The following is a 23,998-nucleotide window of genomic DNA, read 5'->3' on the forward strand; positions in this document are numbered from 1 at the left end:
GCGGCGCAGTCTAATCACGCAGCGGTCACCTTACAATGGCCCGCTACTGGCCGTCCGATGCCATGGTAGAGGAATCCCAGGCCAGATAGTTCAACGCAATCGTAGATATTGCGACCGTCGAACAGTACGGGCATTCGCATTACACCCCTGACTCGGGTGAAATCGGGCTGGCGAAACTGCTTCCACTCGGTCAACAGAACGACCGCATCTGCGCCCTCTGCGCAGCTGTACAACGACTCGGACAAGCGTAGCTGACCGCTTTCAATCGCGTGGGAATAATGCTTGGCCACCGCAGACATTGCCGCAGGGTCTGTGGCCTGAATCCTTGCGCCAGCCGCCAATAGGGCGTCAATCAGTACCAGGCTCGGCGCTTCCCGCAGATCATCGGTGCCCGGCTTGAACGCCAACCCCCAGAGCGCCACCACTCGCCCCTGCAGATAACCGCCAAAGTGCTGGACCAGGGCCTCGAACAGCAGCGTCTTCTGTTTCGCATTGCGCGCCTGCACTGCGCGCAGAATTTGCGGATCGAAGCCTTGCTGTTCGGCGGTATTGATCAGCGCCCGCACATCCTTGGGGAAACACGAACCGCCGTAACCGCAACCGGCATAAATAAAGTGCGTGCCGATACGCTTGTCGGCACCGATGGCGTGGCGTACCTGTTCGATATCCACATCCAGGTGCGCGCACAACCCGGCCATTTCGTTGATGAAGGAGATCTTCGTCGCCAGAAAGGCATTGGCCGCGTATTTGCTGAACTCCGCCGCACGCACGCCCATGACCATGGCGCGCTCCCGATTGCGCAGGAACGGGCTATACAGGCGATGCAGCAGCTCGGCCGATTCATCATCCGGGCAGCCGAGAACGATGCGGTCCGGACGCATGAAGTCCTCGATGGCGGAGCCTTCCTTGAGAAATTCGGGGTTGCTGGCAACCTTGACCCGGCCCAGGACATCACGCCGGGCCAAGTGCCGATTAATTCGCTCCTGCACCTGCTCGGCGGTGCCAACCGGGACCGTCGACTTGTCCACCACCACGCACGACCGGTCCAGGCATTGTCCCAGTTCGTCGGCCACCTTGAGCACATGGGACAGATCGGCCGAGCCATCTTCATTGCTCGGCGTACCCACTGCGATAAAGACCACCTCGGCACGCCCGACACCCTGAGCCAACCGATCGGTAAAGCTGAGCTGCCCACTGGCCAATTGCGCCTTGATGATCGCTTCCAGGCCAGGTTCGTAGATCGGGCATTCTCCCCGGCACAACGCGGCGACACGCCGCGCATCGCGCTCCACGCAGACAACACGGTTGCCCATTTCGGCAAAACACGCCGCCGTGACCAGTCCTACATACCCAGCACCGATTACGCAAATTTGCATGGTGGAACTCCCACATAATTTGTGGCAATTCCACCGCACTACAATTGCAGGCAGATGACGTCCGGGCGACAGCATGATGACAACAGCCTTATCATGCCGCGCCGCCGCTCAATTCAGTTTGATTCGATGAGAAATGTGCAGAAAATGCCGGAACGATGGCATACCGCCACAGTCGAAGTCTTTCAGTTGCACAGGCGTTCTTCACCCCTCCACACACGCGAAAAAAATCATGATCAGATTGTTATGCATTGCAGCGATATTGGGCCTGGTCGGCTGCGCGACCGCCTCCAACACCACGTTGAAAAACGGCCGTCAGGGCCTGAGCATCGACTGCTCCGGCGAAGCCATGTCCTGGGCCAGTTGCTATCAAAAAGCCAGTGATTCTTGCGCGGGTACCGGCTATGAAATCGTTGGCACCGACGGCACCCCGCAACCCAAGGAAAGCGACAAGACCCTGGGCGTGGACGTAGGCAACTACAAAGGCCGCAGCGTTACCGTAGTCTGCAAGTAACGCCTTCAGTCATCAGCCGGAAATACACGCGGTTGCGGCCCGCTGCACATCCTTGGGTCGCAGCGGCACATTGGACAGGCGCTCATAAACTTTGATCGAGCTGCCGCTGGAACGGTTTTCAATATTGAGGATAGCCGCAGGGTCAGCGCTGAACTTCTGCGCCACGATGATCTGCAAGCCCTCGTGATGCGCCTCGACCAAAGGCGGCTTGCGGCTATCGGCGATCTTGCCCAGGAAGCAGTCTGCATACTCACGCGGGCTTTTGCCCGACATCACGCTCATGGTCGCTGGTGTGTGCTCGATGTCCTCGACAGTGGCGCAACCGGTCATCGCCAAGGCCAGGATTACAACGGCCAGTTTCATACAATCCCTCCAGATAAAAATAATACGCCTGCTGCGGTTTCGGCGGCCGCGGGAAAAATTGCGGCAGGCCGTACGACAAGCAGGGGCGCGATTAGATCCCGATCCAGACACATTTAGCGAGAAAGTCTGCAAGAAAACTGCAATCGACCATAAATACCGGGACGCTGCGTGCTATCGTTTCGGTTTTTTGCAAAAGCGCGCCAAAAGCGCGTCTCCGGAGCCCCCATGAAATTCGTCCACCAGCGCGAGCACCTCAACGAAGACGATCTGGTCGTCATCGAGTGCTCCCAGCTCTGCAATATCCGTCTGATGAACGATGCCAACTTCCGCAGCTTCAAGAATGGCGGTCGTCACACTTACCACGGCGGCGCATTCGACAAATTCCCGGCCAAGATTACCGTGCCCAGCACCGGCTTCTGGAACATCACCCTGGATACCACGGGGCGCAAGACCGACAGCAACGGTGGACGCAAAACCGCCTTCACCCACTCGATCAAGATCGTGCGTCGCTCGACGTCGCGCCTGAGCTGAAGGAGTTTCCATGAGTCAGCCTACCCCAACGACCAAATACGCGGTCAGCTATAAGCTGAACGGTGAACGCCGCTTCGAGTTTGCCCAGCTGCAATCAAACTCGGTCGACAAAGCCAGGGCCGCCCTGGAAAAAATGCATGGCGCCAGCGACGACCACATCACCGACGTCAAGGTCAGTAAGGCGTTGTAAGCGATGGCCTGAGCACAATCACCTGAATCTGTAGGAGCGGCTTTAGCCGCGAGAGCGCCCTCCCGGAAAAAGCCGGTCCTACTCGTTCAAGCCGCAGCGGATCCCCAGCCGATCATCTCATGCGACACGAAACCGAAACTCCCGCCACCCTCGACCTGTTCGCCGACGATCAACCCCAACTCACCGGCACCGAACGGATCGGCCCGCAATCCGTCATTCTGCGCGGCTTCGCCCTGCCCCTGAGCGAAAGCCTGCTGCCCGCCTTGCGTACGGTCGTGCGGCAAGCACCATTCCGGCATCTGGTCACGCCCGGCGGCTTTACCATGTCGGCAGCAATGACCTGTTGCGGCAGTGTCGGCTGGACCTCGTCACGCCAAGGCTATCGCTACAGCCCCCAGGATCCGCACACCGGTTCGCCCTGGCCGCAGATTCCCGAAGAACTCGTGACCCTGGCCCAAGCTGCCGCTGAAGTGGGCGGCTTTCCCGGTTTCGTCCCCGACGCCTGCCTGATCAACCGCTATGTGCCGGGGGCGAAGATGTCCCTGCATCAGGATAAGGATGAAACCGATCACCGCTGGCCGGTGGTTTCCATTTCCCTGGGGATTGCCGCGATCTTCGAATTCGGCGGCTTCGAGCGCAGCGACAGGCCGCAACGACTGTCGCTGTTTCATGGTGATGTGGTGGTCTGGGGCGGCGTTGACCGCCTGCGCTTTCATGGTGTGCAGCCGATCAGGCAAGCCAGTCATCCGCTACTGGGGGAGCAGCGGATTAACCTGACTTTGCGCAAGGCGTTGTAGGGCGAACGCACATTTCAGGCAGGAGGTAATTGTGGGAGCCGTCCCGCCGCTAACGCTAACCGGGGCAAGGGGCAAATCTTGTGGGAGCGAATTCATTCGCGAAGAGGCCGGTACATACGATGCATCTTCATCGCCTGGAACACCGCTTTCGCGAATAAATTCGCTCCCACAATTCGCTTCCACAGAATTCGCCCGACAACTCCTGTCTTTTTAGCTAGGCCTCACTCCGACTCTTGGCCGGGCACTCGACCCGATGCAGGTTCAACGCGGTATTGATAATGCCGATATGGCTGAACGCCTGCGGGAAGTTGCCCAGCATGCGCTGGCTGCGCGAGTCGTACTGCTCGGACAGCAGGCCGACATCGTTGCACAGCCCGCACAGCCGGTCGAACAGCTGCCGCGCCTCGGCCTCGCGCCCCAGCAACACGTAGACATCGGCCAGCCAGAACGAACAGACCAGGAAGGTGCCCTCATGACCCGAGACGCCGTCGTCACTGCGCTCACTGTCATAGCGCAGCAACAGGCCGTTCTGCATCAGCTTGCGTTCTATATGCGCCACAGTGCCAATCACCCGCGGATCGTTGGCAGGCAGGAAGCCGGTCAGGGCGATTTGCAACAGGCTGGCGTCCAGCTCCTTGCCGCCGTAGGTCTGCACGAAGCTGCCCATTTGCGCATCGAAGCCGTGCTCGCAGACATCGGCGTGAATCTGGTCGGCCACGCCACGGTAATGCCGGGCCAGCTCACGCTCTTCTGCGGTCTTGGCAGACTGCTCGATCAGGCTGGCATTGCGGTCAAACGCGACCCAGGCCATGACTTTGGAATGGGTAAAATGCCGGGGCTCGGAGCGGATCTCCCAGATACCCTGATCCGGCTTGTGCCACACCTCTTCGAGAAACGGCATGATCACCTTGGAAATCGCCACACTGCGCGGCGGTCGTGGCAGGCCGCCCTTGACCGCCTGAATCATCGCATCGGCAACTTCGCCGTATACATCCAGTTGCATCTGGGTCGCCGCGCCATTGCCGATCCGCACTGGGCCTGAGCCTTCATAGCCCTTGAGCCAGGACAGTTCCAGCTCGGGCAGGCGCCGCTCGCCGCCCAGGCCATACATGATCTGGATCTGCTCCGGATTACCCGCCACCGAGCGCATCAACCAGGCGCGCCAGGCATTGGCTTCCTCAAAATAACCGAGGTTCATGAAGGCCAGCAGGGTCATGGTCGCATCCCGCAGCCAGCAAAACCGGTAATCCCAGTTGCGCTCACCGCCAATCTGCTCGGGCAGGGATGTGGTCACCGCCGCAACAATCCCGCCGGTGGGCAGGTATGTCATGGCCTTGAGGGTGATCAGCGAGCGCTTGACCTGTTCGGTCCATGGCCCGACATCGGGGCAGCGATTAGAGAACTCCAGCCAAAAGGCTTCGGCCTCCTTAAGTGCGCCTTCACCGTCCAATGCCTCGGCAATCGGCTCGTTGGAGGGCTGATGGCTGAGGGTAAAGACCCGCCGCTGGCCGCTTTCGACGCGAAAATGGCTGGTCGTATGATGGTCCATGGCCTCGAGTGCCGATGGCGTACGCAGCACCAGCATCTCCGGCCCGGCCACCGCCGTGAGGGTGTGGGGATCGTGCTTTTCCACCCAGGGCACGGAGCTGCCGTAATCGAAGCGGATAGTCAGGTCCATGGCGAACTTCACCTCGCCTTCCAGACCCTCGACGATGCGCACTACATGGTTGCCGGCACCCATGGGCATGAACTCGATCAGGCGGGCACGGCCGGTGTCAGTCTCGAATTGCGTCTGCAGGATCAGGGTGCCGTCCAGATAGCGCCGCTGGACATGCCGAACCTCCTGACTGGGGGCAATCTTCCAGCGACCATTATCGGTTTCGCCGAGCAAGGCAGCAAAACAGGCCGGCGAATCGAAACGCGGGAAACACAACCAGTCCAGCGAACCATCCCGCGCCACCAGGGCAGCGGTCTTGCAATTGCCCAACAGGGCATAGTCTTCAATCAGTGCAGCCATAAAACCTTGTCCACCCGAGGTCATGCAGCGCAATGCCACTCAATGCGGCAGGATGTATTGCTCGATTGCCATGGCTACGCCGTCCTGCAGATTGCTGCCGGTGACATGGTCAGCCTGGCTGCGTACGGCCTCCTCGGCCTGGCCCATGGCAATGGACAGACCGGCGCGGCGGAACATGGCAACGTCGTTGCCGCCATCGCCGATGGCCGCACTCTGCGCCAGCGGTACGCCCAGCAACTCGGCCAGTGAGGCCAGCGCCGAGCCCTTGTTGGCGTCCAGGGCGGTGACATCCAGATAGTAATCCTGAGAGCGCGCAGCGTGTGCCGTGCCTTCTATCAGCGGGTTGAGCTCGCCCTCAAGGCGCTTGAGCAATTCAAAGTCCTTGCTGGCGGCGACAATCTTGTCAGCCCGGTCCAGATAAGGCGCGAAGCTCTCTACCAGCACCGGGCCGTAACCCAGGGTGTGCTGCTCATGGGCGACATAATCGCCGTCGGGATCGAGCAGATACCATTGATCATCGGCAAACAGCCAGGCGGAGACTGGATGCCGGGCAAACAACTCGAGCGTGGTACGAGCGGCCGCCGGATCGATGCGATGGGCCAGCAACAGGCTGCCGTCGGGATTGATCAGGTTGCCGCCATTGAAGGCCACCGTGGGCAAATCGATGCCCAGGGCCTCGATCTGCTGACGCATGGCCCTCGGCGGGCGGCTGCTGGCCAGGGTGAAATGAATGCCTGCTGCGCGCAAACGGGCAATGGCGTCGATATTGGCCTGGCTCAGGCTGTGATCAGGGCGCAACAGCGTGCCATCGATATCGGAGAGCAGGAAACGGATGAGGGGTTGCGTCGAATCGCTCATCCGATGCTGTGCCATTCGCGGCCGTCGCGGGAAAGCAACTCATCGGCTGCTTCGGGGCCATCCTCACCGGCCTTGTACAGCTCGACCTTGGGATGCGCGGCCCAGGCATCGAGGAACGGTTGCACGGCGCGCCAGCCGTTTTCGATATTGTCGGCGCGCTGAAACAGCGTCTGATCGCCGGTCATGCAGTCATAGATCAGCGTTTCATAGCCGGTCGAAGGCTGCATTTCAAAGAAGTCCTTATAGGCAAAGCCCAACTCGATGTTCTGCAATTCCAGGGTCGGCCCCGGGCGCTTGGCCTGCAGGTCAAAAGACATGCCTTCATTGGGCTGGATCTGGATGCGCAGGTAGTTGGGCTTGAGCCGCTCGATATCGGTATCGCGGAACTGCGCGTAGGGCGCGTGCTTGAAACAGATAGCGATCTCGGTATCGCGCACGCTCATGCGCTTGCCGGTACGCAGGTAGAACGGCACGCCGACCCAGCGCCAGTTATCGATCATCACCTTGATAGCCGCAAAGGTCTCGGTATTGCTGGCGGGATCGACGCGATCCTCCTCGCGATAGCCCGGCACGGCCTTGTCACCCTTACCGCCGGCAGCGTATTGACCGCGCACCGAGTTGGCCAGGGCCTCTTTTTCGCTCCAGGGCCGAATCGCGCCGACGACCTTGGCTTTTTCCCCGCGTACGGCATCAGCGCCGAACGCCGCGGGAGGCTCCATGGCGACCATGGCCAGAAGCTGGAATAAGTGATTGGGCACCATGTCACGCAGGGCGCCGGTGGTTTCGTAAAAGCTGCCACGGGTTTCGACGCCGACGGTTTCCGCCGCCGTAATCTGTACGTGGTCGATGTAATGGTTGTTCCAGAAGGATTCGAACAGGCCGTTGGAGAAACGGCTGACCAGAATATTCTGCACCGTTTCCTTGCCCAGATAATGATCGATCCGATAGATCTGCTTTTCGTTCATGACCTTGAGCAGGCAGGCATTCAACGCCTGAGCGCTGGCCAGGTCGGAACCGAAGGGTTTTTCGATGACGACTCGCCGGAAGTACTCATCGCCCTCTTCCAGCAAGCCGCTTTTACCCAGGCGGGTGGCGACTTCACTGAAGAAGCGCGCCGCCGTAGCCAGGTAGAACACCGCATTGTCGGTGCCGTTACTCTTGATTCGGGCGGTGATGTCGCTGTACGTCGAATCGTCAAGAAAATCACCCTGTATGTAGCTAATGCGTCCGGCCAGATCGGCCCAGATCTTCGGATCCAGGACTTCGGCGCCTTCACTGCCTTTCTTTGCCGCCTCCTGGCGGATGAAATCCTCCAGTTTCTTGGCAAAATCGGCGTCGCTGATCGCATTGTGATCGACGCCGACGATGTGCAGCCCCTTGTCCACCAGACCATCTCGGGTCAGGTTGTACAGTGCCGGCATCAACAGTCGCTTGACCAGATCGCCATGGGCACCGAACAGAAACAAGGTCGTCGGTGGAGCTACTTCAGGTGTCTTCTTGCGGGATTCGTGCGTACGCGACAGCCCCATCGTTTATTTCCCTTCTTTATGACCACCAAAACCGAAGCGCATGGCGGACAACAATTTGTCGCCATACGTACTTTGTTGACGCGAGCGGAAACGGGCAAACAGTGCGCTGGACAGCACCGGAACCGGTACAGCCTGTTCCATGGCGGCTTCGATGGTCCAGCGACCTTCGCCGCTGTCAGCCACGGCGCCGGAATAGGCATCCAGTTTCGGATCGGTTGCCAGGGCGTCGGCGGTCAGGTCCAGCAGCCAGGACGAAACCACGCTGCCACGACGCCAGACTTCGGCGATGTCGGCCATGTTCAGGTCGAAACGCTGTTCCGGCGGCAGGTTTTCCGAGTTTTTCTGCTTGAGAATGTCGAAGCCTTCGGCAAACGCCTGCATCATTCCGTATTCGATGCCGTTGTGGATCATCTTGACGAAGTGACCCGATCCGGCGGGACCGGCATGGATATAACCGCGCTCGGCACGATCATCCGTGGAGTTGCGGTCCTTGGTGCGCGGCACGTCGCCGATACCCGGAGCCAGGGTGGCGAACAGCGGGTCAAGGCGCTCGACCACCGAGGCATTGCCACCGATCATCATGCAAAAACCGCGTTCCAGCCCCCAGACGCCGCCGGAAGTACCGACGTCGACATAGTGCAGGCCCTTCTGTTCGAGGGTCTTGGCCCGACGTACGTCGTCCTTATAGAAGGTGTTGCCGCCGTCGATGATCACATCGCCAGCTTCGAGCAATTGGCCGAGGGTCTCGATCGTGTCCTCGGTAGGCGCACCGGCGGGCAGCATGACCCAGATGGCACGGGGCTTTTCCAGGGCGGCGACCATGCCTGGCAGGTCGTTCACGGCGGTAGAGCCTTCACCGGCCAGGGTCTTGCGCGAGGCTTCGTCGCGGTCATAGACCACAGTCGTATGGCCATCGAGCATCAAACGCCGTGCAATATTGCCGCCCATGCGGCCCAGTCCAATAATCCCGAGTTGCATGTAGAGGTGCTCCTTGATTCATGAAAAGAAGTGCCTCTCTTTATAGCCCGGCACGCTCGATTCCGATGCGTGAAGGGTTAGTCCGGAGAGATTGGGTATCGGTTCCCTGAAAAGGGAATGCTAGACAGAAGCGTGCCTGATAATGCGTATTTTCGCGATCAGGAACGGTTCGTGACAATTAAAAATAAAAAAGTTCCATTCCAGCCCAAAAGAAATCAGAATCAGCGCCGATAGAGAGACACGCAACGACGATTTGTCAGGGCGCCAGGTCTTTCAGGTTGAATCCCGCCATTTGCGAGGTGAGCAATGGGCACAGTACTACCAGCAATCGCACCACAAACCCTGTATGTCACAGTCCGTCGCGACGAGCTGCGCAAGCTCAAGGAAGAACGCGAACAACTGCAGAACAAGGTCGCGCATCTGACACTGATGCTGCAACAGGCACAGCTGAGCAACACTGCAGCCCTGAACGCCTGATCCTTCTTCTCTTCGCGCCCTCCCCGCGGCAAGCCCAATCGGCGGCTTGCCCCACGTAACACCCTTTCGAACGCCAACGTCTTTTGTTGTCCGACCAGACATCTATTGTAACGCTCCCGACAGCACTTGGCCGCAGCGACTTCACCTCTGTGACACTTTTTTCACAACCCGATCGCGATACTGCGGCCTCTTTGTCACCTCGTCCGTGAGGATGGCGTGCGCAAGCGACTGAAATAGGCTGGAGTGCTTGATGTCTACAGTGAAACGGGGCGCTACGACCTCGAAAGGTTTTGACTGGGCCGGCGTGGCCTGGCTGTTCGTATTCTTCTGGTACTTCTCCGGTATCACCCAACTGCTGATTGTCTCCACCGGCACCTCCGGCTTCTCGGGCTTTCGCCAGGCCTTCGTGATGAGCGGCATCTGGCTGGCGCCGATGTTGCTGTTCCCGAACAAGACCCGTGCCATGGCAGCAGTCATCGGTGTCGTGCTGTGGGCGTGCTCCATGGCCAGCCTGGGCTACTTCTTCATCTATCAGCAGGAATTCTCGCAAAGCGTCATCTTCATCATGTTCGAGTCGAACATTTCTGAAGCGGGCGAATACATGACCCAGTATTTCGCCTGGTGGATCGTCCTGGCGTTCATTGCCCACACCCTGTTCTCGGTGTTCCTGTGGACTCGCCTGCGCCCTGTGTACATGCCCAGGGGCCGCGCAATGGTCGTCGCGGCGACCCTGCTGGTGGCGATTATCGGCTACCCCCTGGCCAAGCAACTGGCTCGCCATGACGACGTCGCCGGCGGCATCGAAGCCTTTGAGACGCGTATCGAGCCAGCCGTGCCGTGGCAGATGCTTGTGGCCTACCACCGCTACACCCAGCAACTGGACAACATGCAGGACATGCTGTCGAGCAGCAGCAAGGTCGCGCCGCTGAAAAACCTCAAGCAAGAACAGCCCGACGCGCCCAAAACACTGGTTCTGGTCATTGGCGAATCCACCAACCGCCAACGCATGCATCTATATGGCTATCCACGGCAGACTACCCCCAACCTGGACCAGCTCAAGGACCAGCTGCAGGTCTTCACTAACGTGATCACCCCGCGCCCCTACACCATCGAGGCGCTGCAACAGGTCCTGACCTTTGCTGACGAAGAGAACCCGGACCTGTACCTGAAGACACCGTCCATTGTCGGCGTGATGAAACAGGCGGGCTACAAGACGTTCTGGATCACCAACCAGCAGACCATGACCAAGCGCAACACCATGTTGACGACGTTCTCGGAACAAGCGGATGAACAGACCTATCTGAACAACAACCGCAATCAGAACGCCCGCCAGTACGACGGTGACGCCATCGAGCCGTTTGCCAAGGCCCTGAACGATCCAGCCCCGCGCAAACTCATCGTGGTCCACCTGCTCGGCACCCACATGAGCTACCAGTACCGCTATCCGCCGACTTTCGAGCAGTTTACCGACCGCAAGGGTGTGCCTGACGGCATCAGCGACAGCCAGCTGGAGCTGTATAACAGCTACGACAACGCCGTGCTGTACAACGACTTCGTGGTGTCCAGCCTGATCAAGGAATACGCCAAGGCCGACCCGAACGGCTTCCTGCTGTACCTCTCCGACCACGGCGAAGATGTCTATGACTCGCCGGGCCACAAGGTCCTGGGCCGTAACGAAGCTGCGCCGACCGTGCCGATGTACACCGTGCCGTTCATGGTCTATGCCTCGCCGAAGTGGCAGCAGACCCATAACTGGGACTTCAGCAGCATCAAGAGCCGCCCGTACACCAGTTCCCAGCTGATCCACACCTGGGCGCAACTGGTCGGCCTGAGCTTCGACGAACTGGACCCGACCCGCAGCCTGGTCAGCCTGGACTTCAAGGAACGCCCACGCATGATCGGCGATCCGTATACGAAGAATCTGCGGGACTTCACCCAGATTCAGTCGACCCAGCCAGCGCCTGTCGTGCCTACGCCTGAAGTCGCGAAGAAATAGCGCGGCCGAAACGGCCTGTAGGCGCTGCCGAAGGCTGCGAATGGGGTTCAGACCTCGTTCGCAGCCTTCGGCAGCGCCTACAGGTCAGCGTTCACAACATAACTTTCGCTCGCGCCTCAGAGCGCCTTCTGCCAGAACATCGCCTCGCCCATCTCCGGGTCCAGCGCATAACCGCCAAACCCCATCTTGCGATATGCACCCTGGGCCGCCACGTTGCCTTGCAATACTTCCAGGGTCAGCTTGCAGCAACCGCGCTGACGGGCGATTTCCTCGACCTTGGCCAGCATCTTCTGGCTGATGCCCTTGCCCCGCCACTGCGCGATCACCGCCACGTCATGGATATTGACCAGCGGACGACAGGCGAACGTGGAGAAGCCCTCGAAGCAATTGATCAGACCGACCGGCTGACCCGCCACGAATGCCAGTACGCTGAAAGCATGGGGCCGCTTGGCCAATTCACCGGCCAGTTGCTGCAGCGTATCGGCAGGCAGTGACTTGCCCCCGCCCATGACATCCTCTGCGTAGTGATTGAGCACAAAACCAATGGCATCGGCATGCACCGGGTTGCTGTAGCTCGCCTGTAATACCAGCACCTCTGGGGCTTCCATTTACAACCTCATTCTCAACATTCAATACAGATGGCCCTGACTGGATCGTACTTGCCGAGCCAGCCCTGCGGACGTCGATTCTATCGTGCCGCGCGCCAAAATGTTCCGAGCAGATCGTAGGAAATGTCTCTAACTGCGCAATGATCGTGCTTCGCCTGCACCGCGAAGCAGCGCAAAAGGCAATCAAGCAGATTCAGTGGCTGAAATCGGGCAGCGATATAGCGCTTTTGCGCTCTGCCTGGGCGCATTGTCAAACAATCCGACGACCGGTCATCCAGCCGTTTCGGCTCTGTTTCGACGCCCCAAAAAGGCGCAAAGGCGTGATTGCAGGCCTGGGCATTCTGCGGCTTGAGCCCTACAGACCAGCCGCCAATCCGTATGCCAGACATTTCCGAGAAAAAAAGTCGAAACTTCTGAATACGCCCCCGGTCAGCTAGTTAGAGCGCCTATGCTAATGGCTGGGCCTTGGTATTGGCGCCTTTTACCCCTGCACTGTCATCACACATACATTAAATGGGTATTGATCTTGCGTAGGGCTTTTGTGCCCGGCCACAGGAAGTGGCCACATAAGAACTCAATGTGCTGCACCGACACTGAATCAAATGGGAGAAATCGATGATAAGCGCCGCTGTCAAAACCCAACAGGGAGAGAGTTTTAATCAGCCGGCCAGCGAGCTGACTCATCTGCCGGTCTTCGCAACGACAAGCGTTCCACTGCTGCAACTGCCTACTTCACAGCCAACGATTTCGCAGATCAACAGGCGCAAAATCCTGTTCGTGACCTCCGAGTTGGCTGACCTGGTGAAAACCGGGGGCCTGGGCGATGTATCTGCTGCTCTGCCGCGAGCCATGCGTCACCTGCACGACGTCCGTGTGCTGATCCCCGGCTACCCGCAAGTCCTCAATAGTGGCAACCCGATCCATGTGATCAGTGAACTGGGTGGTTATGCCGCACTGCCGCCGTGCAAGATCGGCCGCATGGACATGAAGGACGGCCTGGTCATCTATGTATTGATCTGCCCGGAACTGTACGAACGCGAAGGTACGCCCTACGGCGACAACCACGGCCGTGACTGGGCCGACAACCATATTCGCTTTGCCCGCCTGGGCCTGGCCGCCGCTGACTTCGCCGCCGGCGCCGTCAAGACCCAATGGTGTCCTGAACTGGTTCACGCCCATGACTGGCCGGCTGGCCTGGCGCCCGCCTACATGCGCTGGCGCGGCCAGACCACGCCGAGCATCTTCACCATCCATAACCTGGCATACCAGGGCACCGTCAGCACTCATTCGAGCCGCGAGCTGGGGATTCCCGACGAAGCCCTGAGCAGTGAAGGCATGGAGTTCTACGGCAAGCTGTCCTTTATCAAGGCCGGCATGGCCTATGCCAGCCACATCACTACGGTCAGTGCGACCTACGCCAAGGAAATCGCTACGCCTGACTTCGGTTGCGGCCTGGAAGGCTTCCTGCAGAGCAAGGCGCAGAAAGGCCTGCTCAGCGGTATTCCCAATGGCATCGATTCGAGCTGGGATGCGGCCACCGACGAACACCTGATCTGCCGTTTTGCGCCCAATGAATGGCAGCGCAAGGAAATAAACGCCGACCATGTGCGCGAGCTGTTCGAGCTGGAACCGTCCAGCGGCCCGCTGTTTGCCGTGGTGTCGCGTCTGGTCTACCAAAAAGGCCTGGACCTGACCATCGGTGTCGCCGAGTACATCGTCAGCCAGGGCGGCCAGATTGCCGTGATCGGTCGCGGCGAACCGGAAGAAGAAGACGCCATGCGTGAACTGGCAGCGCGTTATCCCGGCCAGATTGGCGTGCGTGTCGGCTTCAATGAAACCGATGCCCGGCGCATGTTTGCCGGCAGCGATTTCCTGCTGATGCCATCGCGCTACGAACCTTGCGGCCTGAGCCAAATGTATGCCCAGCGCTTCGGTTCACTGCCGGTGGCACGCAATACCGGCGGGCTGGCCGACACCATCGAGGATGGCGTCACGGGCTTCCTGTTCAATGAATCCAGCGTGGAAAGCTACACCGAAGCCCTGAGCCGCGCGTTCAAGGTCTTCGCCAACCCTGCCCTGCTCAACGCCATGCGCTGCCGGGCAATGGCTGCACCCTTCAACTGGCATCAAGCGGTCGAACCCTATGCCGAGCTGTATCAGGATCTGTTGAAGAAAAACGCAGGTGTGACACTACATTACTGAAATAAGGGGACAATGGATGCCTCTGCGTACGGACGAGAGCTGGCGCCACGGCGCCGTGTTGCTGGATCCCGAGCATGTGCGGTTCGCCCTCTGGGCACCGGATGCCTATTACGTCAGTGTTGAAATAGAAGACGGCCGCTCTTTGGCCATGTTGCCGCAGAACGACGGCTGGTTTGTCCTTGAGACGCAATGCAAGGCCGGCAGCCGCTACCGCTACAACATCGATGGTGAACTGGAAGTGCCCGACCCGGCCTCCCGCGCACAAGTCGACGATGCGCACTCGCAAAGCATTGTCGTCGACCCGCTGGCCTATCACTGGCAGCACAGTGCCTGGCAGGGTCGCCCCTGGCATGAAGCGGTCATCTACGAGCTGCATGTGGGCAGCCTCGGCGGCTATACCGGGGTCGAGCTGCACCTGGCCCGCCTGGTCGAGCTGGGGGTGACGGCCATCGAGCTGATGCCCCTGGCGCAGTTCCCTGGCGAGCGCAACTGGGGTTACGACGGGGTCCTGCCCTACGCACCGCAGTCGTCATACGGCACGCCGGAACAACTCAAGCACCTGATCGATACCGCCCACGGCCTTGGCCTGATGGTCATTCTTGATGTGGTCTACAACCACTTCGGCCCCGACGGCAATTACCTGGGCAGCTACGCCAAGGGCTTTTTCCGCAGCGATATCAAGACGCCATGGGGCGACGCCATCGACTTCCGCCGCCGCGAAGTGCGCGACTACTACATCGATAACGCCCTGATGTGGCTGCTCGAATACCGCTTCGACGGCCTGCGCCTGGATGCCGTGCACGCCATCGACGATCCGACTTTCCTGCAGGAATTCGCCCAGCGCGTCAGGCGACAAATCGATGCGCCAAGGCATGTCTGGCTGATGCTGGAAAACGAACTGAATCAGGCCAGCCTGCTCGAACGCGGCTTCGATGCCCAGTGGAACGACGATGCCCACAACACCCTGCATGTGTTGCTGACCGGGGAAACCGACGCCTACTACACCGACTTCGCCAAGGAGCCTACGCAGAAGCTGGCACGCCTGCTCAGCCAGGGTTTCGTCTATCAGGGCGAGCCAACCCGTCACGGTCATACGCGAGGCGAGCCAAGCGGCCATCTGCCGCCCAGCGCTTTCATTATTTTCCTGCAAAACCATGATCAGGTCGGCAATCGCGCCTTTGGCGAACGGCTTTCCCAGCTGTGCCAGGGTCCGGCGCTGCGTGCCGCCACCGCCCTGCTCCTGCTGTCGCCAATGATCCCGCTGTTATTCATGGGTGAAGAATGGGCGGCCAGCGAGCCGTTTCTGTTTTTCACCGATCACCACGACGAACTCGCCGATGCGGTACGCGAAGGACGTCGGGCCGAGTTCGCCGAGTTCGCCGCCTTTGCCGATGAACAGCAGCGCGAGCGGATCCCCGACCCCAACGCCCTGCAGACCTTCGAACACTCGCGCCCGGCCCTGGATGCCCTGTATCTGGAAACCGACAAGGGTCAGGACCATCGCAGCTGGCAGACGCTGTACCAGCATCTGCTGGACCTGCGCCACCGTCATATCATCCCGCGCCTGCCGGGGGCTCAGGCTCTGGGGGCCGATATCCTCGGCGATGGCGCACTGTGCGCCCGCTGGCGCATGGGTGACGGACAGATCCTGCGCATCGACCTGAACCTCAGCGCCCATGGCGTTGACGCGGCAAAACTGGCCGAGGCCAACGTGCTGTTCCAGTCGGCCCCCGATTCAGTCGAACTTTCCCGCCGCGGCACCCTCAATGCCTACACGGCCATTGTCAGCCTGATAGCAAGTGATGTTCTGGAGGAACAGGATGAACAATGAGCAATTGCAGACCCTGGCCCATGAGGCCGGTCTGGCGGTCAATTGGATTGATGCCAACGGTCGGCCTCAGACCGTCAGCGACCCGGTGCTATGCAAGGTTCTCGAAAGCCTCGGCCACCCCGCCCATGACGACGCCGCCATCGACCAAAGCCTGCAACAGCTGCAGGCCGCGCGCTTGAGTCGCGGCGCCCCGCCGCTGCTGACTGTCGACCATGGCAGTGCGCTGGACCTGTCCGCCTGGTTCACGCCACACACCCCCTTCGTCCTGCATCAGGAAGACGGCTCCACACTGGAAGCGCAACTGACCGCCCAGGCCGAGTTGCCTGCCCTGGCCGCCGTAGGCTATCAACAGTTGGCGATTGCCGGGCAACACCTGACCATCGCCGTCGCCCCGGCCACTTGCTATAGCCTGGCCATGGCCACCGATCAGCGCGTACCCAGGGCATGGGGCCTGACGGTGCAGCTGTACTCGTTGCGTCGCGAAGACGATGGCGGCTTCGGCGATACCCAGGCCCTCGAAACCCTGGTGCGCGCTGCCGGTGAGCGCGGCGCCGATGCCGTGGCCATCAGCCCGCTGCATGCCATGTTCGCCAGCGATACCCAGCGTTTCAGCCCTTACTCACCGTCCAGCCGCCTGTTTCTCAACAGCCTGTATTGCTCCCCCGGCATCATCCTTGGCGAACGCGCCCTGCGTGCCGCCATCGAACGCACCGGCCTGGCCGATGAACTCAAGCGCCTGAGCGAACTGCCTCTGGTCGACTGGCCCGTTGCCGCACACACCAAATGGCTGTTGCTGCGCGCGCTGTTCGAAGACTTCAGCGGCGGTGAACATCCGCTGCACGAAGACTTCAACAGCTTCCGCCACAGCGGCGGCGAGGCGCTGGAAAACCACTGCCGTTTTGAAGCCCTGCGCGATGCCAGTGCCAGCCTTGGCATCAGCGACAATTGGCACGAATGGCCCGTCCCGTTCAAGGATCCACGCAGCGAAGCCATTGCCGAATTCGCCAACGAAAATAGTGTGCAGATCCGCTTCCATGCCTTCGCCCAATGGCTGATCGCCCGCGGGCTTGAGCGCGTACAGCATGCAGCGCGCAGCGCCGGTATGAGCGTCGGGTTAATCGCAGACCTCGCGGTGGGCGCCGATGGCGCCGGCAGTCAGGCCTGGAGCCGTCAGGATGAATTGCTCTCGGCCCTGACCGTGGGCGCGCCGCCAGACATTCTCAATCGCAGCGGGCAAAGCTGGGGCATCTCCGCGTTTTCTCCCGAGGGTTTGCAGCGCAACGGCTTCCGCGCCTTTATCGAAATGCTGCGGGCCAATTTCGCCCATGCCGGCGGCCTGCGCATCGACCATGTCATGGGTCTGCAACGCCTGTGGGTGGTGCCCCTCGGTTCGCCGCCCAGCGAAGGTGCCTACCTGAATTACCCGCTGGACGATATGCTGCGCCTGCTTAGCCTGGAGTCCTGGCGGCACAAGGCGATCGTGCTCGGCGAAGACCTCGGCACAGTCCCCGAAGGTCTGCACGACAAGCTTTCGGCTCGCGCCATCCTGGGCATGCGCGTGTTGTTGTTCGAACAGCACAACGCCCACTTCAAGCCTATCCTCGACTGGTCCGCCGACGCATTGGCCACCACCAGCACCCATGATCTGCCGACCCTGGCCGGTTGGCTCAGCGAGCTGGATATCGAGTGGAACAGCCGCCTTGGGCACGTCGACGCCCTGAGCGAGAAGCACTGGCGCGAAGGTCGCGAGCACGAAATCAAGGGCCTGCGCCGGGCACTGGCGCAGAACAATCATGATTTCGACGCCGCGAACGCCGACGACGCCCAGATCATCGACGCCAGTATCCGCTACCTGGGTCATACCCGCGCGCCATTGGTGTTGTTGCCCATAGAAGACGCCATGGGCGTGCTGGAGCAAGCCAACCTGCCCGGCACCATCGACACCCACCCCAACTGGCGACGTCGACTGGCGGGGGACTGTGCGCGTCTGCTGGACAACGAAGACGCCGCGCGTCGCCTGGAAATACTTTCCCAGTCCCGTCTGCAAGCGGGGGATCGTGATCGATGAGTGTCATTGCGCCCCTGCGCGCTACCCAGCGCCTGCAATTCCATAAAGACTTCACCCTGGATGACGCCATCCCTCTGGTGCCGTACTTCGCCAGACTCGGCATCAGCCATATCTACGCCTCACCTCTGTTGCAGGCCCGGGCCGGGTCCATGCACGGTTACGACGTGGTCGACCCACGGCTGATCAACCCGGAACTGGGTGGCGAAGACGCCCTACGCCGCCTCGTCGCTGCTCTGCGCGAACAAGGCATGGGCCTGATCCTCGATATCGTCTCCAACCATATGGCGGTGGGCGGCTCGGACAATCCCTGGTGGCTGGACCTGCTGGAATGGGGCCGCAGCAGCCCGTACAAGGACTTTTTCGATATCCAGTGGCACTCCCCCGACCCGTTGCTCAAGGGCCAACTGCTGCTGCCGTTCCTCAGCACCGATTACGGCACCGTGCTCCAGGCCGGCGAAATTCCCCTGCGCTTCGATGCCGCCCAGGGCACCTTTCATATCGAGCACTATCAGCACCATTTCCCCATCAACCCGATTACCTATGGCGACCTGCTGCAAGGCAGCGACGAGCCGCGCCTGCAGGAGATCGGCCAGCGCTTTACTGCGCTGGACCAGTACCCCCAGGCCTACGAACGGGCGCGCCAGGCCAAGACCGAACTGGCAGCACTGGCCAGGGATCCGGCAGTGGCCAAGGCCATCGAGGCGATCCTCGAACATTACGACTCGCGCAACGAAGCCGGCTTCCAGCGCCTGCACGCGTTGCTCGAAGCCCAGCACTATCGCCTGGCCAGTTGGCGCACCGCGGGTGATGACATCAACTGGCGGCGTTTCTTCGATATCAACGAGCTGGGCGGTTTGCGGGTCGAGCGGGCCAATGTCTTCGAAGCCACCCATGGCAAGATATTTCAGCTGATCAGCGAAGGTCTGGTCGATGGTTTGCGCATCGACCATATCGACGGCCTCGCCGACCCACGGGGCTACTGCCGCAAGCTGCGTCGTCGGGTCAACGCCCTGTTGAGTCAACGCCCTGCCGCTACGCAACTGCAACACCTGCCGATCTTCGTCGAGAAAATCCTCGGCGCCGATGAAGAGCTGCGCCGGGACTGGGGTGTGGATGGCACCACTGGCTACGAGTTCATGAACCAGGTCTCGCTGCTGCAACACGCCCCAAAGGGCCAGCCTGCCCTGGCCAGCCTGTGGAGCCGCATCAGCGAGCGCACTGCCGACTTCGATCAGGAAGTGCTGGTCGCCCGTGACCTGGTGCTGCATGCCACCCTGGCCGGGGATTTCGAAAGTGTCGCCCAGGCCCTGCTGCAAGTAGCGCGCAGCGACCTGATGAGCCGCGACCTGACTCTCGGCGCCATCCGCCGCGCCCTGCTGGCCCTGATCGTCAACTTCCCGATCTACCGCACCTATATCAGCGCCTGTGGCCGCTCGACTCTCGATGACCTGTTTTTCCAACAGGCCATGGACGGCGCGCGCAATACCCTCAGCGAAGCCGACTGGCCGGTGCTCGACTACCTGCAACGCTGGCTCGGTGGCATCGCCTGGCGTGATTTGCCGGTGGGCCGTCTGCGCAAGCTGTATCGCCATGCTTGCGTGCGCTTTCAGCAACTGACGTCGCCGGTAGCCGCCAAATCGGTAGAAGACACCTCGTTCTATCGCTCGGCGGTGCTGCTGTCGCGCAATGACGTCGGCTTCCACCCGCAGCACTTCAGTGCCGAGCCCGAGGCGTTTCATCAGGCCTGCATCGCCCGTCATGAATACTTCCCCGACAACCTGCTGGCCACGGCGACCCACGACCACAAGCGTGGCGAAGACAGCCGCACGCGTCTGGCGGTACTGAGCGAATGTGCTGATTGGTATGGCGAACAGGTCGAGCGCTGGCGGCAACTGGCGACGCCTTTGCGTGGCGACGGCGCAAGTATCAGCCCAGGGGATGAGCTGATGCTGTATCAGGCCTTGCTTGGCAGTTGGCCGCTGGATCTGACTAGCGAAGCAGACTACAAGGCCTATGCTGAGAGGTTGACACGTTGGCAGGAAAAGGCCTTGCGCGAAGCCAAGCTACAAAGCAGCTGGAGTGCACCCAACGAAGCCTATGAAAGTGCTTGCCGTGGCTTTCTCAATGGCCTGCTGCTGGAACCCGAAGGCTTGGCCCTGCGTCAGTCCATCGGCGCCACGGCCAACCGTATCGCCGCGACCGGAGCCTTGAACAGCTTGGCGCAAACCTTGCTTCGTATGACAGTACCCGGTGTACCGGATCTGTATCAGGGCTGCGAGTTCTGGGACTTCAGCCTGGTCGACCCGGACAACCGGCGGCCAGTGGACTATGCCCGGCGCCAGGCAGCCTTGAGCGAAACCAGCGACGTGGCTGAACTGCTGAATCATTGGCAAGACGGTCGCATCAAACAACAACTGATTGCCCGAGTGCTCACGCTTCGGGCCGAACATCCGGCGTTGTTCCGTCATGGGGGGTATCAGGCCCTGCAAGTGACAGGCAGCCAAGCCGGGCAAGTCATGGCATTCGCTCGAATCCACGAGGGTGAGCGGGCCATTGTTGTAGTGCCACGCTTGATCCATGAACTATTGGGCACTGCCCAAACTCCATTGATTACTGCCGACAGTTGGGGCGACACACGAGTCATCTTGCCGTTCGCTGATTCGAATCAAAGTTGGAAGGGACTTTTCTCTGAGACCGTAGTCACAACTGACAAGGCGCTGTTGCTCAGCGCAGCGTTCAAGAACTTTTCTGCCAATTTGCTAATTCAATCTTTGTAATACCTGGGAGTGTCGAGATGAGTGCCGACGAAAAAAGAATCCGCGAATTCGCGTATCAAATCTGGAAATCCGAGGGCGAGCCTCACGGCCAGGATGCACGCCACTGGGAAATGGCGCGCAAGCTTGCAGAAGCCGAAGCCCTGGCGCCGGACAAGTCCACCACACGCAAGGCCGCCAAGCCAAAACTGCCCAAGGTCGACGGAGTGACCGAGCCCAAGACAGCTGCCAAAGCCCCGGCCAAAGCGGCACCCAAGCCTGCCCCGGCCAAGCCGAAAGCGGCGCCTGCGGCGGCCAAACCAGCGCCTGCTGCGGCAAAACCTGCTCCGGCGCCAGCCAAACCGGCCGCCCCTGCGGCAAAACCGGCAGCGCCGGCCGCCGCGAAACCGGCACCTGCCGCAAAAAAACCGGCACCTGCCAAGAAACCTGCAGCCAAACCACCCGCGCCATGACTCACAGCGGGGTAACCGCTGTTCAATAGCCCGGCGAGCATCCTCCATGCTTGCCGGGCTGAATCCACTTTGACCCAGATTTTGTTGAAGCGCCCGCGCTTCGATATCGGCTTCGGCCGCCCTCGGAAAAGCTTTTGACGTCAGGAACGATTATGAGTACTCGAAACGCCAGCACCGCAAAAAAGGACACCCACAAAAGCAGTTCCAGCACCGCTGAGCCGACCGCTACAACGTCGCGCATCCGCGAAGGCCTGCCCTTCCCTCTGGGCGCCAATTGGGACGGTCTGGGCGTCAACTTCGCGCTGTTCTCCGCCAACGCCACCAAGGTCGAACTGTGCCTGTTCGATTCCACCGGTGAAGTCGAGCTGGAACGTATCGAGCTGCCGGAATACACCGATGAAATCTTCCACGGTTACCTGCCGGACGCCCACCCGGGTCTGATCTACGGCTATCGGGTCTACGGCCCGTATGACCCGAAGAACGGTCATCGCTTCAACCACAACAAACTGCTGATTGACCCCTACGCCAAGCAACTGGTCGGCAGCCTGAAATGGTCCGAAGCGCTGTTCGGCTACACCATCGGCCACCCCGATGGCGACCTCAGTTTCGATGAGCGCGACAGCGCGCCGTTCGTACCCAAAAGCAAGGTCATCGACCCGGCCTACACTTGGGGCCGCGACCAGCGGGTCAGCGTGCCCTGGGACCGTACCGTGCTCTACGAGACCCATGTACGCGGTTACACTATGCGTCACCCGTCCGTTCCAGACGAGCTCAAGGGCACCTTTTCCGGGCTGATGGTCGAGGATGTGATTCAGCATATTCGCAAGCTGGGCGTGTCTTCGGTGGAGCTGCTACCAATCCATGCCTTCGTCAATGACCAGCACCTGCTGCAAAAAGGCATGACCAACTATTGGGGCTACAACAGCATCGCCTTCTTCGCCCCGGACCCGCGCTACCTGGCCCATGGCAAGATCGCCGAGTTCAAGGAAATGGTTGCGCACATGCACCATGCCGGGCTCGAGGTGATTCTCGATGTGGTCTACAACCACACCGCCGAAGGCAACGAACTGGGCCCGACCCTGTCTATGCGCGGCATCGACAACTCCTCGTACTACCGCCTCAATGCCGATGACAAGCGCTACTACATCAACGATTCCGGCACCGGCAACACCCTGGACCTGAGCCATCCGTGCGTGCTGCAACTGGTCACCGACTCGCTGCGCTACTGGGCCACGGAGATGCACGTGGACGGCTTCCGCTTCGACCTGGCAACCATCCTCGGCCGCTACCGCGACGGCTTTGACGAGCGCCACAGTTTCCTCGTCGCCTGCCGTCAGGACCCGGTGCTGCGCCAGGTCAAACTGATTGCCGAACCTTGGGACTGCGGCCCGGGCGGCTATCAGGTGGGGCGTTTCGCACCGGGCTGGGCCGAGTGGAACGACAAGTTCCGCGACACCGTACGGGCCTTCTGGAAAGGCGACGAAGGCCAGTTGGCCGACTTTGCCGCACGCATGACCGCTTCGGGCAACCTGTTCAACCATCGCGGGCGCCGGCCTTATGTCTCGGTGAACTTCGTCACCGCTCACGACGGCTTTACCCTGCATGACCTGGTGTCCTACAACGATAAACACAACGAAGACAACGACGAGAACAACCAGGACGGCAGCAATAACAACCTGTCGTGGAACCATGGTGTCGAAGGGCCTACCGACAACAAGGAGATCAACGAGCTGCGCCTGCGCCAGATGCGCAACTTCTTCGCCACGTTGCTGTTCGCCCAGGGCACGCCAATGATGGTCGCCGGTGACGAATTTGCCCGCACCCAGCACGGCAATAACAACGCCTATTGCCAGGACAGCGAAATCGGTTGGGTCAACTGGGATCTGGATGAGGACGGCAAGTCTTTGCTGGACTTCGTCAAGCGCGCGACCAAGCTGCGCCAGACCTACCCGATCCTGCGCCGTAACCGCTTTCTGGTAGGCGACTACAACGAGGCCATCGGGGTCAAGGACGTCACCTGGCTGGCGCCGGATGGCAAGGAAATGGGCATCGAGCAGTGGGAAGACCGCAATGCCCGTTGCATGGGCATGCTGATGGACGGCCGCGCCCAGGAAACCGGTATCCGTCGCCCAGGTGGCGATGCGACCCTGCTACTGGTGGTCAACTCCCATCACGACGGCGTCAACTTCACCCTGCCGCCGGTGCCAGAAGGCAAGGACTGGAAGTGCCTGCTCGACACCAACCGCCCGGATATCCACGGCCAGGAGAGCTTCGAGTTCGATAGCCACTACACGGTAACGGCGCGCTCGCTGCTGCTGTTTGAGTTGCAGCACAAGAACGCCTGATAAATCACGAGCGGCACTTTGTTGGATGCGCCCTGATTGTCTGAATCAGGGCGCTTTCTGTGGGACCGGCTTTAGCCGGGAAGTCGTAGGCATGA

19 protein-coding genes are annotated in these 23,998 nt (G+C 60.5%); 12 read left to right on the forward strand and 7 right to left on the reverse strand.

Features of this window, described 5'->3' with window-relative positions:
* Positions 1 to 14: 14 nt before the first annotated feature.
* Positions 15 to 1,376, reverse strand: a complete 1,362-nt coding sequence (locus tag M2401_RS12580) for a UDP-glucose/GDP-mannose dehydrogenase family protein (RefSeq protein WP_259103128.1) — start codon at positions 1,374 to 1,376, stop codon at positions 15 to 17.
* A gap of 229 nt (positions 1,377 to 1,605) precedes the next feature.
* Between M2401_RS12580 and M2401_RS12585 the strand changes: the two genes are divergently transcribed.
* The gene (locus M2401_RS12585; RefSeq protein WP_259103129.1) at positions 1,606 to 1,887 is read left to right on the forward strand and encodes a hypothetical protein; all 282 of its coding nucleotides are present in this window, start codon (positions 1,606 to 1,608) and stop codon (positions 1,885 to 1,887) included.
* A gap of 12 nt (positions 1,888 to 1,899) precedes the next feature.
* Here the strand turns inward: M2401_RS12585 and M2401_RS12590 are convergent, their stop codons facing one another.
* Entirely contained in the window at positions 1,900 to 2,250 is a 351-nt protein-coding gene (locus tag M2401_RS12590) for a cytochrome P450 (protein WP_259103131.1), read from the reverse strand.
* 225 nt (positions 2,251 to 2,475) lie between these two features.
* Between M2401_RS12590 and M2401_RS12595 the strand changes: the two genes are divergently transcribed.
* The 3 genes from M2401_RS12595 (at position 2,476) to alkB (ending at position 3,768) form a co-directional block, all read left to right on the forward strand.
* Positions 2,476 to 2,781 (forward strand): DUF1883 domain-containing protein, encoded by a 306-nt coding sequence (locus M2401_RS12595; RefSeq protein WP_259103133.1) that lies wholly within the window; start codon positions 2,476 to 2,478, stop codon positions 2,779 to 2,781.
* A 10-nt stretch (positions 2,782 to 2,791) separates the two neighbouring features.
* Entirely contained in the window at positions 2,792 to 2,971 is a 180-nt protein-coding gene (locus tag M2401_RS12600) for a hypothetical protein (protein WP_259103135.1), read from the forward strand.
* Between the two features lie 119 nt (positions 2,972 to 3,090).
* The gene (alkB, locus tag M2401_RS12605; RefSeq protein ID WP_259103136.1) at positions 3,091 to 3,768 is read left to right on the forward strand and encodes a DNA oxidative demethylase AlkB; all 678 of its coding nucleotides are present in this window, start codon (positions 3,091 to 3,093) and stop codon (positions 3,766 to 3,768) included.
* A 214-nt stretch (positions 3,769 to 3,982) separates the two neighbouring features.
* On the opposite strand, the gene M2401_RS12610 is transcribed toward alkB, so the two are convergent.
* Genes M2401_RS12610 through gnd form a run of 4 tightly spaced genes read right to left on the reverse strand, consistent with a single transcriptional unit; the run spans position 3,983 to position 9,150 of the window.
* Positions 3,983 to 5,785, reverse strand: coding sequence for a glycoside hydrolase family 15 protein (locus M2401_RS12610; RefSeq protein WP_259103138.1), 1,803 nt, complete (start codon positions 5,783 to 5,785; stop codon positions 3,983 to 3,985).
* A gap of 39 nt (positions 5,786 to 5,824) precedes the next feature.
* Positions 5,825 to 6,643, reverse strand: a complete 819-nt coding sequence (locus M2401_RS12615; RefSeq protein ID WP_259103143.1) for an HAD family hydrolase — start codon at positions 6,641 to 6,643, stop codon at positions 5,825 to 5,827.
* The gene (zwf, locus tag M2401_RS12620) at positions 6,640 to 8,172 is read right to left on the reverse strand and encodes a glucose-6-phosphate dehydrogenase (RefSeq protein WP_259103145.1); all 1,533 of its coding nucleotides are present in this window, start codon (positions 8,170 to 8,172) and stop codon (positions 6,640 to 6,642) included. The genes M2401_RS12615 and zwf overlap by 4 nt, the downstream gene beginning before the upstream one ends.
* 3 nt (positions 8,173 to 8,175) lie before the next feature.
* Complete coding sequence (gene gnd / locus M2401_RS12625; RefSeq protein WP_259103146.1) at positions 8,176 to 9,150, reverse strand: phosphogluconate dehydrogenase (NAD(+)-dependent, decarboxylating); 975 nt, start codon at positions 9,148 to 9,150, stop codon at positions 8,176 to 8,178.
* A 306-nt stretch (positions 9,151 to 9,456) separates the two neighbouring features.
* On the opposite strand from gnd, the gene M2401_RS12630 reads away from it, so the two are divergent.
* Entirely contained in the window at positions 9,457 to 9,627 is a 171-nt protein-coding gene (locus tag M2401_RS12630; protein ID WP_259103147.1) for a DUF6026 family protein, read from the forward strand.
* A gap of 250 nt (positions 9,628 to 9,877) precedes the next feature.
* Complete coding sequence (locus tag M2401_RS12635) at positions 9,878 to 11,623, forward strand: phosphoethanolamine transferase CptA (RefSeq protein WP_259103149.1); 1,746 nt, start codon at positions 9,878 to 9,880, stop codon at positions 11,621 to 11,623.
* Positions 11,624 to 11,739: 116 nt separating this feature from the next.
* Here the strand turns inward: M2401_RS12635 and M2401_RS12640 are convergent, their stop codons facing one another.
* Positions 11,740 to 12,231 (reverse strand): N-acetyltransferase, encoded by a 492-nt coding sequence (locus M2401_RS12640; protein ID WP_259103151.1) that lies wholly within the window; start codon positions 12,229 to 12,231, stop codon positions 11,740 to 11,742.
* A 615-nt stretch (positions 12,232 to 12,846) separates the two neighbouring features.
* Here M2401_RS12640 and glgA point away from each other — a divergent pair.
* The 6 genes from glgA to glgX all read left to right on the forward strand — a co-directional run bounded on the left by glgA (position 12,847) and on the right by glgX (position 23,903).
* The gene (gene glgA, locus M2401_RS12645; protein WP_259103153.1) at positions 12,847 to 14,433 is read left to right on the forward strand and encodes a glycogen synthase GlgA; all 1,587 of its coding nucleotides are present in this window, start codon (positions 12,847 to 12,849) and stop codon (positions 14,431 to 14,433) included.
* Positions 14,434 to 14,449: 16 nt separating this feature from the next.
* On the forward strand, positions 14,450 to 16,264 hold the full coding sequence (treZ, locus tag M2401_RS12650) for a malto-oligosyltrehalose trehalohydrolase (RefSeq protein ID WP_259103154.1): 1,815 nt from the start codon (positions 14,450 to 14,452) through the stop codon (positions 16,262 to 16,264).
* On the forward strand, positions 16,254 to 18,332 hold the full coding sequence (malQ, locus tag M2401_RS12655; protein WP_259103155.1) for a 4-alpha-glucanotransferase: 2,079 nt from the start codon (positions 16,254 to 16,256) through the stop codon (positions 18,330 to 18,332). The genes treZ and malQ overlap by 11 nt, the downstream gene beginning before the upstream one ends.
* On the forward strand, positions 18,329 to 21,109 hold the full coding sequence (locus M2401_RS12660) for a malto-oligosyltrehalose synthase (RefSeq protein WP_259103157.1): 2,781 nt from the start codon (positions 18,329 to 18,331) through the stop codon (positions 21,107 to 21,109). Before malQ ends, M2401_RS12660 begins: the two co-directional genes overlap by 4 nt.
* Before the next feature lie 17 nt (positions 21,110 to 21,126).
* The gene (locus M2401_RS12665) at positions 21,127 to 21,558 is read left to right on the forward strand and encodes a DUF2934 domain-containing protein (protein WP_259103160.1); all 432 of its coding nucleotides are present in this window, start codon (positions 21,127 to 21,129) and stop codon (positions 21,556 to 21,558) included.
* A 152-nt stretch (positions 21,559 to 21,710) separates the two neighbouring features.
* Entirely contained in the window at positions 21,711 to 23,903 is a 2,193-nt protein-coding gene (glgX, locus tag M2401_RS12670) for a glycogen debranching protein GlgX (protein WP_259103161.1), read from the forward strand.
* Positions 23,904 to 23,998 lie beyond the last annotated feature (95 nt).

It is taken from the genome of Pseudomonas sp. JUb42, from assembly GCF_024807945.1.
Classification (GTDB): domain Bacteria; phylum Pseudomonadota; class Gammaproteobacteria; order Pseudomonadales; family Pseudomonadaceae; genus Aquipseudomonas.